The organism is Sphingobium tyrosinilyticum (assembly GCF_042654265.1).
Taxonomy (GTDB): Bacteria; Pseudomonadota; Alphaproteobacteria; order Sphingomonadales; family Sphingomonadaceae; genus Sphingobium; species Sphingobium tyrosinilyticum.
Genome location: NZ_JBHSFZ010000006.1, coordinates 52187 through 66371, shown reverse-complemented (window position 1 = coordinate 66371; position 14185 = coordinate 52187). Strand labels below are relative to the sequence as shown.

The window sequence follows — 14185 nt, the reverse complement described above, 5'->3', positions numbered from 1 at the left end:
ATTGTTTCCATGTCCGATTCACCTCAGCCATATCGCGTGCTTGCGCGCAAATACCGGCCGCGCAACTTCCGCGAATTGATCGGGCAGGACGCTATGGTCCAGACGCTCGGCAATGCCATCCGGCGCGGAAGGTTGGCGCATGCCTTCCTGATGACCGGCGTGCGCGGGGTCGGCAAAACATCGACCGCCCGTCTGATCGCCAAGGCGCTGAACTGCGTCGGGGAAGACGGACAGGGTGGTCCCACGATCGATCCTTGCGGCGTGTGCGAACCTTGCCGCGCGATCGCCGAAGGGCGTCATATCGACGTGGTGGAGATGGACGCCGCCAGCCACACAGGCGTCGATGACGTTCGCGAGATCATTGAGGCGGTGCGCTATGCGGCGGTCTCCGCTCGCTACAAGATATACATCATCGACGAAGTCCACATGCTCTCAAAGAACGCGTTCAACGCGCTTCTGAAGACGTTGGAAGAGCCCCCGGCTCATGTGAAATTTCTGTTCGCCACGACGGAAGTGAACAAGGTGCCGGTCACGGTGCTTTCCCGCTGCCAGCGCTTCGACCTCCGCCGCATCCCGGCGGAACTGCTCGCTGCCCATTTCGCGCATGTCGTCGAAGCCGAGCAGGTGGCGGCCGAAGAAGACGCACTGGCCCTCATCGCGCAGGCTGCCGAAGGGTCGGCGCGCGACGGTCTCTCCATTCTCGATCAGGCGATTGCGCATGCCGAGATGGGCGAGGGCGCTCCGCTGGTCACCGCTGCTCAAGTGCGCGAAATGCTGGGCCTCTCGGATCGGGGAGCGGTTCGCCGGCTGCTGGGCCTGCTGTTGGAAGGTGACACTGGGGCGCTGCTGGGCGCGGTGCGTGAGCAATATGCGTTGGGCGTCGAGCCGTTGGCGCTGATGCGCGGGTTGCTGGAACTGGTTCATGCCGTGACGCTGGTGAAGGCCGGGCGCGACATCGCCAATCCCGGTCAGTCAGCGGAGGAGCGCGAGGCGCTTGGCGATTGGGCCTCGCAAATCGGGTTTGCACCGCTTCATCGTCTTTGGCAGTTGCTGCTGAAAGGCCATGAGGAGGTGGGTAATGCCGTCTTCCCGATCGAATCCTGCGAGATGGCGCTGCTGCGGGTCATGCACGCGGCTTCCATGCCCGACCCGGGCGAGATCGCGAGGCTGTTGCGCGAAGGCGGCTCTGTTGCAGTCGCTCAAACTGCTTCGGCGCCGGTCGCGTCTGCGGGCCCTTCTGCGTCCCTACCAAAAGATGTGCAGGCGGTGGTCGATCTGCTTTGGGAACAAAAGAAGGGGCGGCTCGCTGACTTCCTTCATGACTGTGTGCGGATCGTCCAATTCGATCCGCCCCAAGTGGAATTGCAGCTGACGCAGGATTGGAACGAGGGCGATTTTTGCCGCACGCTGGCCATTGAACTGCAGCGGGCGACTGGCGTCACCTGGCAGATCAGGCGCAGCGAAGGAAGCGCGGCTCCGTCCCTGCTGGAGCAGCAACAGGAAAATCAGGCGCGCGAACGCGCCGAGATATTCGATACCCCGGTAGTGAAGGCTGTGCTTGCGGCCTTCCCCGATGCCGACCTTGATCGGACCGAACCATGGAGCGCAGAGCGATGAAAGATTTGAACGAAATATTGGGCATGGCCAGCCGGGTGCAGGAGGAACTGCAACGCGCGCAGGACAATCTCGACAAGATCGAGGTTGAAGGCGCTGCTGGCGGCGGCTTGGTGAAGGTTCGCGCCTCGGCCAAGGGGCGCATCGTCGCCGTTTCGATCGACGACAGCCTGCTTGCTCCGTCCGAAAAGCAGATGCTGGAAGACCTTGTCGCCGCGGCCTTTAACGACGCGCGCAAGAAGGCGGATGAGGCAAGTTCCGCCGAAATGTCGAAGATGACCAGCGGCTTGCCGCTGCCGCCCGGCTTCAAATTGCCCTTCTGATCGGGACATCAATCAGGGGCGGTTCATTCCTTCTTTAATAGGATGACGCGATTGAATGCCGCGATGATTGTCCCCATAAAGCGAAGACCGCACGGCAAAGCTAAAATAGGCGGCCTCCCGGAGATTGAATGACTACGCAATATCCCCTTCTTCCGCTGCGCGACATTGTGGTTTTTCCGCAGATGATCGTGCCCCTGTTCGTCGGCCGCGATAAGAGCGTCGCTGCGCTTGAGTCCGCGATGGAGGGGAATAAGGAAATCTTCCTCGTGTCGCAGCTTGATCCGGCTGAGGACGATCCGGGGCGGGATTCGCTATACGATACCGGGGTTATCGCGATCGTATTGCAGCTGTTGAAGCTCCCCGATGGCACCGTCCGCGTGCTGGTGGAAGGTAAGCATCGCGCACAATTGGAATCGATCAGCAACGCCGAAAATCATCTGGTCGCTGCCGTCGATCCCATCGACGAGATCGCGGCGGAAGGCCCCGAGGCTGCCGCCCTGATGCGCTCCGTCGCCGAGCAATTCGAAAATTACGCCAAGCTCAACAAGAAGCTGCCCGCCGAAACGCCGGTGCAGCTGCGCGAGATCGAGGATGCGGGCCGCCTCGCCGACGCGGTCGCGGCCAACATCAATGTGAAGGTCGCGGACAAGCAGTCGCTGCTGGTCGAGGCTGACCCCGTGAAGCGTCTGGAGATGGTGTTCGCCTTCATGGAGGGCGAACTTGGCGTGCTGCAGGTCGAAAAAAAGATTCGCGGCCGCGTGAAGCGCCAGATGGAGAAGACCCAGCGCGAATATTATCTGAATGAGCAGCTGAAGGCGATCCAGCGGGAGCTGGGCAATAGCGAGGGTGAAGAAGGCGACGAGCTGGCCGAACTGGCTGACAAGATCGCCAAGACCAAGCTCAGCAAGGAGGCTCGCGCCAAGGCCAATGCCGAGTTCAAGAAGCTGAAGGGCATGCAGCCCATGTCGGCTGAAGCCACGGTCGTGCGCAACTATCTCGACGTGCTGCTCGGCCTCCCGTGGGGCAAGAGGGGCAAGGTCAAGACCGACCTGAAGCGCGCGCAAGCGATCTTGGACGAGGATCATTTCGCGCTGGAAAAGGTCAAGGACCGGATCATCGAATATCTGGCCGTGCAGGCGCGCACCAATAAGCTGAAAGGGCCGATCCTGTGCCTCGTCGGCCCTCCAGGTGTCGGCAAGACCTCGCTTGGCCGTTCGATCGCTAAGGCCACGGGCCGCGAATTCGTGCGCCAGTCGCTGGGCGGCGTGCGCGACGAAGCTGAAATCCGGGGTCACCGCCGCACCTATATCGGCTCGCTGCCCGGCAAGATCGTGACCAACCTCAAGAAGGCCGGGACGATGAACCCGCTCTTCCTGCTGGATGAGATCGACAAGCTTGGCCAGGATTTCCGCGGCGATCCTGCCTCGGCGCTGCTGGAGGTGCTGGACCCCGAACAGAACAGCAAGTTCCAGGATCATTATCTGGAGATCGATGTCGATCTGTCCGACATCATGTTCGTGACGACGGCCAACTCGCTGAACCTGCCCCAGCCGCTGCTCGACCGCATGGAGATCATCCGGCTCGAAGGTTATACGGAGGACGAAAAGGTCGAGATCGCGCAGCGCCACCTGCTGGCGAAGCAGATCGATGCTCACGGCCTCAAGGAGGGCGAGTTTGAGGTCACCGAGGCCGCAGTGCGCGACCTGATCCGTTACTATACCCGCGAGGCCGGCGTGCGGACGCTGGAGCGCGAAGTGGCGCGGCTGGCGCGCAAGGCCCTGCGCAAAATTCTTGAGGGCGCGTATGACAAGGTCACGATCACGCCTGAAAATCTTGCGGATTATGCTGGCGTCAGGAAGTTTCGCCACGGCGTTGGTGAAGAGGAGAACCAGATCGGTGCCGTCACCGGCCTTGCCTGGACCGAGGTTGGTGGCGAATTGCTGACCATCGAAGCGGTGACTGTGCCTGGCAAGGGTGCGATCCGGACAACGGGCAAGCTGGGCGAGGTGATGACCGAGTCGGTGCAAGCAGCCTTCTCCTATGTGAAGGCTCGTTCGCCGGGTTACGGCATCAAGCCCAGCATCTTCACGCGCAAGGATATCCACATCCACCTTCCGGAAGGCGCGGTGCCCAAGGATGGTCCGTCCGCGGGCATCGGCATGGTGACGACCATCGTATCGACGCTGACCGGCATCCCCGTTCACAAGGATGTGGCGATGACCGGCGAGGTGACGCTGCGCGGCCGGGTGCTGCCGATCGGGGGCTTGAAGGAAAAGCTGCTCGCGGCCTTGCGCGGCGGTATCAAGACGGTGCTCATCCCGGCGGAGAACGAGAAGGATTTGGCGGAAATCCCCGCCAATATCCGCGAAGGGCTGGAGATCGTGCCTGTGTCCCATGTGGACGAGGTGCTTTCAAGAGCGCTAGTTTCCGTACCCGAAGCGATAGCCTGGACGGAAGAGGATGACCTCGCCGCGCAACCGAGCCCCGCTTCCGGGCGGGATGGAGACGCGACGCTCCGTCACTAACAAGGGGACCACTGGCGACCAACCGCCATTTTCGTTGAGGTTTGCCCACTTGGTGGAAAATCTCATCGGAGGTGGCGGCTTCGTCGCTTTCCCTTTGACAGTTGTTTAAAGCTACGCCTTATTGCGCCGCCTACGCCGCGATTCCTTAGGTATTCACAAGCTAGAAGGGGGTTCCCAAGGTATGAACAAACAGGATTTGATCAGCGCTGTTGCCGAAAGCAGCGGCCTTAGCAAGAGCGACGCCAGCAAGGCCGTCGAAGGCGTATTCGATTCCATTTCCGCCGCGCTGAAGAAGGGCGACGAAGTCCGCCTGGTCGGCTTCGGCACCTTCTCCGTTTCGCAGCGTAAGGCTTCCACCGGCCGCAATCCGCGGACTGGTGAAACGATGACCATCAAGGCTTCGGCTCAGCCCAAGTTCAAGGCGGGCAAGGGTCTGAAGGACTCGGTCAACTGATAAAGGCTGGCGCCGGTTCGGGCGCCTTTGTCGAGATAATCGCAGGCGTCGCGGTCTGAAGGTTTAGGGGAGTTGAGCTGCAAGAGGGGAAGGCCCCATTGCAGCGGTATGCTGAAATGGAAAGGGGCGTGGGCCGTGGGTCCGCGCCCCATTTCTTTTTCCGCACATCGCGCGCAATTGTCAGCTTGACGACTTTCAAATGGCCGCATATGTGCCGCTTCTCTCTTGGGCCGAATGGCCCTGTGGCGATCGTAGCTCAGTTGGTTAGAGCGCCGGTTTGTGGTACCGGAGGTCGCGGGTTCGGATCCCGTCGATCGCCCCATTTTCTCCCTTCGCTGGTTCGAGCGGGCTTCGCAGAAGCCTTCGACCCTTCTATAGCCGGGCTATGGACGATGCGCGCGACAAGGGGCTGACCCTCAATCCAAAATATGACCGTGACGGACTGATCACTGCCGTCGTGACCGATGTCGAGAACGGCGATGTCCTGATGGTCGCTCACATGAATGAGCAGGCGCTGCAACTGACCATTCAGACCGGCTTCGCCCATTTCTGGTCGCGCAGCCGCCAATCGCTGTGGAAAAAGGGGGAAACCTCCGGCCATATGCTGCAAGTCCGCGACATTCGCATTGATTGCGATCAGGACGCATTGTGGGTGAAGGCAGTGCCGGCGGGGCCGACATGCCACACCGGCGCGCGCTCCTGCTTCTTCCGCCGCGTGGGACCAGAGGGCCTGACTGCTGTTGATGCCGCGGAATAGTCTGTTTGCCCTGCTGCTTCTGGCGGGGTGTCAGGGCGAAGGTGGGCGCTCCACAACAACGTCAGGCGACACACCGTCCGCGACCGGTCTGGAACAAGCGGCGATCGAAAGCGGCGTGATCGCGAATGCCGCCAAGCTCTCCCCAATCGGCCTCTTCCAACGCAGCCATGAGGCTGGCCGCGACGCGTTATGCGTCATTCCTGGTCGGTCAGGTGACTTTCGTTTCGGCACGGAAGCCATCTTCGGAAAAGAGGAGCGTTGCCGGGGGCAGGGGACGGCAAAGCGCGCTGGCGACAAGCTGATCCTGAAGTTCAGCAGCGCTGGCGGCTGCATCGTCGTGGGTCAATATGACGGCGATCAGCTTTCCCTACCAGGCGTCCTCGACATGAAATGCGCCGACCTGTGCGACGGGCGTGGATCGCTGGAGGGCGTCAGCTTTCCCCGCGTGGGAAGCGATGCGGCGTCTGCCCTGCGAGCGCAGGATCGCGACGGGGACCCGCTCTGTAACCCGGAATGAGCATGCTTACCCAGTGTTGCGAGCTTGGCTGAGGTTGAGCATCTTGCCGTTCGTGATGATGACGAGATCGCCCAGCTTGACCGCGTTGAACAGCTTTCGGGCGAAGGCCGTGGGGACGCCGATGCAGCCATGGGTCGCGTTGCCCCATTGGACGTCGCTGCCGTGGATCGCGACACCGTCATTTGTCAGCCGCAACATATAGGGCATAGGCGCGTCATATAGTGTCGATACATGATCGGCGTCCTTCTGCGTGACGGGGAAGGCGCCCAAGGGGCTGGGTTTGTCGTCGACGCCATAGATGATCACGGCGGCGCCGATTTCATGACCTGCGCGGAAAACAGACAACGTCTGCGCTTTCAGATCAACGGTGATGATCAATGGGCCAGCCGCAGGAGCCTGGCTTTCGTCCCACGCATAGTCGCCATGACGGAAAGGCTGGGTGATCGGCAGTACGCTTTTCACCACCAGCGCGTGCGGATCCACGAGCAATGGCTCGGCGCGGCTCCGCTCGGCTACCGGGGTCGCAACGGCCGCTCGCGCTGAAGGCTCCTTCGGCACAGACGAGCGCAAATCCCGCCCGCGGTCCACATAGCTGCTGACCAACAATGCAACAGCGCCGATCGCACCGCCGACAAGGAGTTTCGGCCCTACCGCCTTCGCCAGGCTTTTGATCAACCGCACCATGTTCATCCTCTTGGACGAAAAAGGTTAAGTTCAGCCTTCGCGATCGACCTCCGCCGCCGCAATTGCGGTGAGATTGAGGATACCGCGCGCAGTAACGCCAGGGGTCAGCACATGAATAGGTTGGGCGAGCCCCATCAGCATCGGCCCGACCGTGGGCGAACTGGATGAGGCGGCCAATGCCGTCAGGGTAATATTTGCCGAATCCAGATTGGGCATGACCAGAAGATTGGCAGGTCCATCAAACCGCGAATCCGGCACCAATCTTTCGCGAAGCGACTGGCTCAGCGCCGCGTCGGCATGCATTTCACCATCGATCGTCAGGTCCGGAGCCTGCGCTCGCACCAATTGCAGCGCGGTCCGCATCTTACGCGCGCTTGGGCTGTGCGATGCGCCGAAGTTGGAATGGGAAAGGAGCGCGACGCGCGGCGAAAGTCCGAAGTGGCGAAGCTCTGTCGCACCAGCGACCGCCATCTCCGCAACCTGCTCCGGCGTCGGGTCCGGCACCATATGCGTATCCGTGATGAACAACGCGCCGGCATCCAGGATCAGTCCCGACAGCGCATAAATGCGACTGTGCCCCGCCCGGCGGTCGATGATCCGCAGGACATGCTCCACCTGTCCCCAATATTCGCTGTTGCCGCCGACCAGCGCAGCATCGACCCGCCCCGTGCGCAGCAGCATCGCCGCGGTCACGGTAGGCCGCCGATAGACATGACGCAGCAGTTCGGCGGTGGGCACGCCCTTGCGCGCAGCGATAGCGCGATAGGCCTCGACCAGTTCCCCCAGCAGTTCATGGTCGGTTTCAGGATCCACGACCTCGACATCTCGGTCCAGTTCGAAACGCAGGCCAAGGCCGAGCAGCTTGTCCTTGAGTATCCGCCGCCTCGCTACGATCACGGGACGAACTATGCCTTCGTCCAGGCCATCCTGGATTGCGCGCAACACCCGCTCGTCCTCGCCCTCGCCATAAGCGATGCGGCGGCATGTCCCGCGCGCCGCTTCGAAAACGGGCAGCATCAGTTGCGCCGAGCGCGTATTTTGCTGCGCGAGAGAGCGGCGATAGGCGTCCAGGTCCAGCGAGCGCTTGGCCACGCCGCTGTCCATCGCCGCCTTCGCCACCGCAGGGGCGATCTCCGCAATCAGGCGCGGGTCGAAGGGGGTGGGGATGATATAGTCCGGCCCGAAAGCCAGCTTGCGCCCGCCATAGGCTTGGGCAACGCTGTCATGGGCGGGCAGGCGGGCAAGGGCGGCGATCGCCTCGGCCGCTGCCGCCTTCATGGTCTCGTTGATCTCGGTCGCTCGCGCATCCAGCGCCCCCCGGAACATATAGGGGAAGCACAGGACGTTGTTGACCTGGTTGGGATAATCGGACCGGCCCGTCGCGACGATGGCGTCGGGCCGCGCCTCTCGCGCGACCTCCGGCCGGATTTCAGGCTCCGGATTGGCGAGCGCGAAGATCAGGGGATTGGGCGCCAGCAAGGGCAGCCATTCCGGCTTCAACACGCCCGGCGCAGACAGGCCGAGGAAGATGTTCGCTCCGGGGAGCACTTCCGGCAACGTCCGCGCGTTGGTGTCGCGCGCGTAGCGGGCCATGTTGGGCAACATGCCCTCCCGCCCCGAATGTATGACGCCATCCTTGTCGGTAAGGGTAACCTGTTCGACCGGCAGGCCCATGGACACCAGCAGATCGACGCATGCCAGAGCAGCGGCTCCCGCGCCGGACGTGACCAGCCGCGCTTCGGCCAGCGTCTTTCCTTGCAGCACCAGCGCATTGCGGACCGCCGCTGCGACGACAATGGCTGTGCCATGCTGGTCGTCGTGAAAGACCGGGATGTTCATCCGCTTCTTCAGTTCCGCCTCGATCGCGAAACATTCCGGCGCTTTGATATCTTCCAGATTGATGCCGCCAAAGGTTGGCTCCAGCAGGGCGACGGCCTCGATGAACTTCTCCGGGTTCGTCGTGTCCACCTCAATATCGAATACATCGATGTCGGCGAATTTCTTGAACAGGACCGCCTTGCCCTCCATGACCGGCTTGGAGGCGAGGGCGCCGATCGATCCCAGCCCCAGCACCGCCGTGCCGTTGGAGATCACCGCGACCAGATTACCGCGCGCGGTATATTCCATCGCCTTGTCGGGATCTTCGGCGATCTCCAGGCAGGGCGCCGCAACTCCAGGGGAATAGGCCAGGGCCAAGTCGCGCTGGTTCACCATGCGCTTGGTTGGCTCGATCCGCAACTTCCCCGGCTGCGGAAAGCGGTGATAATCCAGGGCTGCGCGGCGGGTATTGTCGTCCATGCAGCGGCATTAGAATTGATTTGGGATAGGAGCAATGCCGCCCGCGAACGGACAGGCGGCATTTCGTGCCGCGCGTGCTGCCGGTCGGATTAGAAAACCTGATTGGCTGATACGACGAAAAGCCCCGCTTGTGCGTTGGAGCGCTTCCCACTAAATCGCCCGCATGACATCGACCAACGACATTCGCCGCTCTTTCCTCGACTATTTCGGGGCTAACGGCCACACCATCGTTCCGTCCGCGCCTCTGGTGCCGCACAACGATCCCACGCTGATGTTCGTCAACGCGGGCATGGTGCCGTTCAAGAATGTCTTTACGGGCCTAGAATCAAGACCTTATTCCACTGCGACTAGCAGCCAGAAGTCGGTCCGCGCGGGCGGCAAGCACAACGACCTCGATAATGTCGGCTACACCGCGCGCCATCACACTTTCTTTGAAATGCTGGGCAATTTCAGCTTTGGCGACTATTTCAAGGAACAGGCGATCACTCACGCTTGGACCCTGCTGACCAAGGAATGGGGCATCCCGGCGGAAAAGCTGACCGCCACGGTTTACCACACCGACGACGAAGCCTTCGACCTGTGGAAGAAGATTGCGGGTCTGCCCGAAGAGCGGATCATCCGCATCCCGACGAAGGATAATTTCTGGGCGATGGGCGACAGCGGTCCTTGCGGTCCCTGTTCGGAAATCTTCTATGACCATGGCGATCATATCTGGGGCGGTCCTCCGGGAAGCCCCGAAGAAGATGGCGACCGCTTCGTCGAGATCTGGAACCTCGTCTTCATGCAATATGAGCAGGAAGCGAACGAGATCGTCAGCGAACTGCCCAAGCCCAGCATCGATACCGGCATGGGGCTGGAGCGCATTGCCGCCGTGCTTCAGGGCGTGCATGACAATTATGACACCGACACCTTCAAGGCGCTGATCGAAGAGTCGGGTGCACTGACCAAGACCGCCATCGACGGCGAGTTCAAGGCCAGCCACCGCGTCATCGCGGATCACCTGCGCTCGACCAGCTTCCTGATCGCAGACGGCGTGCTGCCCGCGAACGAAGGCCGCGGCTATGTCCTGCGCCGCATCATGCGCCGCGCCATGCGCCACGCGCACATCATCGGCGCGAAGGAACCGCTGATGCACCGTTTGGTCGACAGCCTCGTTTCCGAAATGGGCGGGGCCTATCAGGAACTGGTGCGCGCCCAGCCTCTGATCGAAGAAACGCTGCTGCGGGAGGAAACCCGCTTCCGGCAGACGCTGGAAAAGGGGTTGAAGCTGCTCGACGAGGCGACTGTGGACCTTTCCGAGGGCGGTACGCTGCCCGGCGAAACCGCGTTCAAGCTCTACGACACCTATGGCTTCCCTTATGACCTGACCGAAGACGCGCTGCGCTCACGGGGCCTTGGCGTCGATCGGACCGGCTTCGACGCTGCGATGGCCGAGCAGAAAGCCGCCGCGCGCGCCGCCTGGAAGGGCTCGGGCGAAAAGGCGTCGGATGAAATCTGGTTCGATATCGCCGAAAAGGCAGGCAATACCGAGTTCATCGGATACAGCTCGACCGAGGGCGAGGGCGAGGTGCTGGCGATCGTCAAGGACGGTGTGAACTTCGACAGCGCGACAGCTGGCGAGACGGTCACGATCATCACAAATCAGACGCCTTTTTATGGCGAAAGTGGCGGCCAGATGGGCGACGCTGGCACGATCAGCTCGCAGGCGGGGCTTGTCGCGGATGTCGAGGATACCTCCAAGCCGCTCGGCCGGCTGCACGCTCACAAGGCGAAGATCGGGGCCGGCAGCATCAAGGTCGGCGACACGGTTCACCTCACCGTTGATGTGAACCGCCGCGACCGCATTCGCGCCAACCACAGCGCCACTCACCTGCTGCACGCTGCCCTGCGCCACCAGTTAGGCGCGCATGTGACGCAGAAGGGTAGCCTCGTCGCGCCGGATCGCCTGCGCTTCGACTTCTCTCATCCCGAAGCGCTGACCCACAGCCAGATCTCCGCGATCGAAGCTGATGTGAACGAGCAGATTCGTCATAATGAGTCGGTTACGACCCGCCTGATGACGCCCGATGACGCCATCCAGGCGGGCGCGATGGCGCTGTTTGGCGAAAAATATGGTGACGAAGTGCGCGTGCTTTCCATGGGTAAGGGCGACGCCCACAGCTATTCCGTCGAACTGTGCGGCGGCACTCATGTCCGCGCGACGGGCGATATCGCTCTCTTCAAGATCATCTCGGAAAGTGCCGTCTCTTCGGGCGTTCGCCGCATCGAAGCGCTGACCGGCGAAGCTGCGCGCCTCTGGCTTTCCGATCGCGAGGATCGCCTGCGTCAATCCGCCGCCGCGCTCAAAACGACGCCGGAGGAAGTGCCCGCACGCATCGCCGCGCTGGTCGAGCAAAGCCGCAAGCTGGAACGCGAGTTGGCTGAAGCGAAGAAGGCGCTGGCCCTTGGCGGCGGCGGCTTGGCCCAGGCGGCAGGTCCTGAACAGGTTGGATCAATCAACTTCATCGGCCAGGTGATCGAGGGTCTCGATCCCAAGGAACTGCGCGGCTTGGTCGATCAGAACAAGGCGAACCTCGGGAGCGGCGTGTCCGCCGTCCTCGCCGTGGTCGATGGCCGGGCGAGCATCGCCGTTGGCGTAACCGATGACTTGGTTAGCACGATCAGCGCCGTGGACCTTGTCCGCGCTGGCGTTGAAGCACTTGGCGGCAAGGGCGGCGGTGGTCGCCCCGACATGGCGCAGGGCGGCGGTCCCGAAGGGGACAAGGCCAGCGCTGCGATCGAAGCGGTGAAGGCCGCTCTCGCAAAGGTTCCTGCCTGACGAGCGCCGTTCCCCTGCCGTGAAGCAGGAGAACGGCGTAGTGCCGTCACCACCATACCTTCATGTGCTACCATACCGTCATGCCAGCGAAAGCTGGCATCTCGGGAGGTGAGCGCAACCCAAGAGGCTAAAAATCCTCTCCTACGCCTCGCCGCCGCGCTATGCGGCGCGCGGTTCCTTGATTCATCCGAAAATCTGGCTCAGACGCGTGATAACCAGCGGTTGGCTGGGGCCCACTTGCTAAGGCACCTCGTCGGGCCGCAAGCGTCGCAGCTTCGGCGCAGTTTCCAACTGCGCGGCATCCTTGATACCCATGCGCAGGTCCTCACGGGTCTGGTGAATGGAGGCGATTACCGGCCCCATCGCGATCCCGAGGTCAACAAGCGCCGTCTCGGCGAGCTGTAGGGAGCTTTCCAGCGTCTCTGGAACAGCGTCGCTGGCACCCGCCCTGTAGAGCTGCGCCGCATGATCCGTGTCGCGTGCGCGAGCGATGATGGGTAAATCGGGCACCCATCCACGCACGCGCTTGGTCACGCGGATGGACAGAACCGGGTCATCCATAGTGAGGATCAGTGCGCGCGCATGGCCAAGACGTAGCTTGTCCAACATTTCCGTGCGGGACACATCGCCGAAGAGGATCGGATAACCGCCCCGGCGGCCCTCGGCGACGACGTCAGGGTCGGACTCCACAACCGTGAAGCGCTGGTTGTGGACGCGCAGCAGATCGCACACCATGCGACCGACGCGGCCGAAGCCGATCACGACGGCGGCGGCTTCGGTGCTTTCCTGCTGCGGCTCCGGCGCCTCTTCTCCGAGCGCCATCTCCAGCCTCCGCGCTATGTCATGGCCGATGCGGGCGAGAAGGGGAGTGATGGTGAGACCGATCGCGGTTACGATCTGCCAGAAGGCTGCCGTGGATGGCAGGATGAGTTTGGCCGCGGCCGCAGTAGAGAGAACAATCAGCGTCGTTTCTGATGGGCTGGCCATGAGTACGCCAACCTCCAGCGCAACACCCTTGCGCGCCCCAGAGACATACAGGAGAGCGGCTGTCACCAGGGTCTTGGCGAGGACCACGCCCACGACCGCCAGCACAAGGCTGGGCCAGTTCGCCAGGATGACCCGCACATCCAAACTCATGCCGACAGTGATGAGGAAGACGCCCAGGGCAAGGCCCTTGAACGGCGCGGTCATGACTTCCACTTCGCCATGATATTCGGTTTCGGCAATAAGCAGGCCGGCCAGCAATGCTCCGACGATGGGCGACAAACCCGCGAGCGAAGTAGCGATGCTGGAGACGATCACGACCAGCAGGCTGGCCGCAAGAAAAACTTCAGGACTTTTCGTGCGGGCAGCCTGGCTGAAGATGTGTGGGAGGAAGATCCGGCCGAGGATCAGCATGACAGCGATAGTGATCCCGCCCTTCAACAGCGTATCAGCCAATTCGCCCCAAGCACCGTCGGGACTGGATGCGACGGATGGCGCAAGTGCACCCAGCATGAAGATGATGGGGACCAGCGCAAGGTCCTCAAACAGCAGCATCGCAAAAGCAGCCTTCCCAACCGCGCTTTGTGTTCCCACCATCGGCAGCACGACGGCCGTTGAGGACAAGGCAAGAGCCAAGCCGAGGCCGATCGCTCCGGCGAGTGGCTGTTGCAGCAAATAAAGACCCAAGGCTATGATTGCTGCGCTGCCGATCAATTCGGTTGCACCAACACCAAAGACTTGAGCGCGCATGGTCCACAGGCGGCGGAAACTTAGTTCCAGACCTATTGAGAAGAGCAGCAATATGACGCCAAGTTCGGCGAATGGCTCTATCGCTTCTCTATTCGAGATGGTGACGTGATAGAGCCAGGGATGTTCACCGACGAGCGCGCCCAGCCCTGACGGCCCCACGGCGAGACCTACCAGGATGAAACCGATCACAGGGCTGATACGGAAGCGCGCGAAACCGGGGATAACCAATCCGGCAGCCCCCAGAATAACCAGGGAATCGCTGAAGCTTTGAGGATTGATTGCGCCGGCCATGATTTATCATTGCGGGAAGCGCGCAGAATATCCAGCCCCCCGGCGGAACTAGCCTATTTGCTGGTGCGGACGGCGGGACTTGAACCCGCATTCCCAGGGGGAGGCGGATTTTAAGTCCGCTGCGTCTACCGATTTCGCCACGTCCGCGTGGCGCTTCCCCTGACGTTTCC

The 14185-nt window shown here is 62.0% G+C and carries 10 protein-coding genes and 2 tRNA genes; 8 read left to right on the top strand and 4 right to left on the bottom strand.

Features of this window, described 5'->3' with window-relative positions:
- The first annotated feature begins 9 nt into the window (after positions 1-9).
- From ACFO3E_RS04675 to ACFO3E_RS04645, 7 genes are all read left to right on the top strand, one after another.
- Positions 10-1617, top strand: coding sequence for a DNA polymerase III subunit gamma/tau (locus ACFO3E_RS04675; protein ID WP_380802804.1), 1608 nt, complete (start codon positions 10-12; stop codon positions 1615-1617).
- Complete coding sequence (locus ACFO3E_RS04670; RefSeq protein ID WP_066523893.1) at positions 1614-1937, top strand: YbaB/EbfC family nucleoid-associated protein; 324 nt, start codon at positions 1614-1616, stop codon at positions 1935-1937. The genes ACFO3E_RS04675 and ACFO3E_RS04670 overlap by 4 nt, the downstream gene beginning before the upstream one ends.
- 128 nt (positions 1938-2065) lie before the next feature.
- Positions 2066-4462 (top strand): endopeptidase La, encoded by a 2397-nt coding sequence (gene lon, locus ACFO3E_RS04665; RefSeq protein WP_066523892.1) that lies wholly within the window; start codon positions 2066-2068, stop codon positions 4460-4462.
- 181 nt (positions 4463-4643) lie between these two features.
- The gene (locus tag ACFO3E_RS04660) at positions 4644-4916 is read left to right on the top strand and encodes an HU family DNA-binding protein (RefSeq protein WP_066523891.1); all 273 of its coding nucleotides are present in this window, start codon (positions 4644-4646) and stop codon (positions 4914-4916) included.
- A 245-nt stretch (positions 4917-5161) separates the two neighbouring features.
- Positions 5162-5238, top strand: a tRNA-His gene (locus ACFO3E_RS04655).
- Between the two features lie 63 nt (positions 5239-5301).
- Positions 5302-5673, top strand: coding sequence for a phosphoribosyl-AMP cyclohydrolase (gene hisI / locus ACFO3E_RS04650; RefSeq protein ID WP_066523890.1), 372 nt, complete (start codon positions 5302-5304; stop codon positions 5671-5673).
- The gene (locus ACFO3E_RS04645; RefSeq protein ID WP_066523889.1) at positions 5660-6190 is read left to right on the top strand and encodes a hypothetical protein; all 531 of its coding nucleotides are present in this window, start codon (positions 5660-5662) and stop codon (positions 6188-6190) included. Before hisI ends, ACFO3E_RS04645 begins: the two co-directional genes overlap by 14 nt.
- Positions 6191-6196: 6 nt before the next feature.
- Here ACFO3E_RS04645 and ACFO3E_RS04640 read toward each other — a convergent pair whose 3' ends face one another.
- Complete coding sequence (locus ACFO3E_RS04640) at positions 6197-6874, bottom strand: L,D-transpeptidase family protein (protein ID WP_066528476.1); 678 nt, start codon at positions 6872-6874, stop codon at positions 6197-6199.
- Positions 6875-6904: 30 nt separating this feature from the next.
- Positions 6905-9172: an NADP-dependent malic enzyme gene (locus ACFO3E_RS04635; RefSeq protein ID WP_380802798.1), complete on the bottom strand. Its 2268-nt coding sequence runs from the start codon at positions 9170-9172 to the stop codon at positions 6905-6907.
- 163 nt (positions 9173-9335) lie between these two features.
- On the opposite strand from ACFO3E_RS04635, the gene alaS reads away from it, so the two are divergent.
- Positions 9336-11990 carry an alanine--tRNA ligase gene (gene alaS, locus ACFO3E_RS04630; protein ID WP_380802796.1) on the top strand — a complete coding sequence of 885 codons (2655 nt, stop codon included), beginning with the start codon at positions 9336-9338 and terminating at the stop codon, positions 11988-11990.
- A gap of 240 nt (positions 11991-12230) precedes the next feature.
- Here the strand turns inward: alaS and ACFO3E_RS04625 are convergent, their stop codons facing one another.
- Positions 12231-14015 carry a cation:proton antiporter domain-containing protein gene (locus ACFO3E_RS04625; protein WP_066523886.1) on the bottom strand — a complete coding sequence of 595 codons (1785 nt, stop codon included), beginning with the start codon at positions 14013-14015 and terminating at the stop codon, positions 12231-12233.
- A gap of 61 nt (positions 14016-14076) precedes the next feature.
- Positions 14077-14162: transfer RNA gene (locus ACFO3E_RS04620), tRNA-Leu, on the bottom strand.
- Positions 14163-14185: the final 23 nt, after the last annotated feature.

Bases quoted from the DNA above. Each gene is read 5' to 3' on its own strand.
- alaS (WP_380802796.1), top strand. From the start codon at position 9,336: ATGACATCGACCAACGACATTCGCCGCTCTTTCCTCGACTATTTCGGG.
- ACFO3E_RS04640 (WP_066528476.1), bottom strand. From the start codon at position 6,874: ATGGTGCGGTTGATCAAAAGCCTGGCGAAGGCGGTAGGGCCGAAACTC.
- ACFO3E_RS04635 (WP_380802798.1), bottom strand. From the start codon at position 9,172: ATGGACGACAATACCCGCCGCGCAGCCCTGGATTATCACCGCTTTCCG.
- ACFO3E_RS04675 (WP_380802804.1), top strand. From the start codon at position 10: ATGTCCGATTCACCTCAGCCATATCGCGTGCTTGCGCGCAAATACCGG.
- ACFO3E_RS04660 (WP_066523891.1), top strand. From the start codon at position 4,644: ATGAACAAACAGGATTTGATCAGCGCTGTTGCCGAAAGCAGCGGCCTT.
- ACFO3E_RS04645 (WP_066523889.1), top strand. From the start codon at position 5,660: ATGCCGCGGAATAGTCTGTTTGCCCTGCTGCTTCTGGCGGGGTGTCAG.
- ACFO3E_RS04670 (WP_066523893.1), top strand. From the start codon at position 1,614: ATGAAAGATTTGAACGAAATATTGGGCATGGCCAGCCGGGTGCAGGAG.
- hisI (WP_066523890.1), top strand. From the start codon at position 5,302: ATGGACGATGCGCGCGACAAGGGGCTGACCCTCAATCCAAAATATGAC.
- lon (WP_066523892.1), top strand. From the start codon at position 2,066: ATGACTACGCAATATCCCCTTCTTCCGCTGCGCGACATTGTGGTTTTT.
- ACFO3E_RS04625 (WP_066523886.1), bottom strand. From the start codon at position 14,015: ATGGCCGGCGCAATCAATCCTCAAAGCTTCAGCGATTCCCTGGTTATT.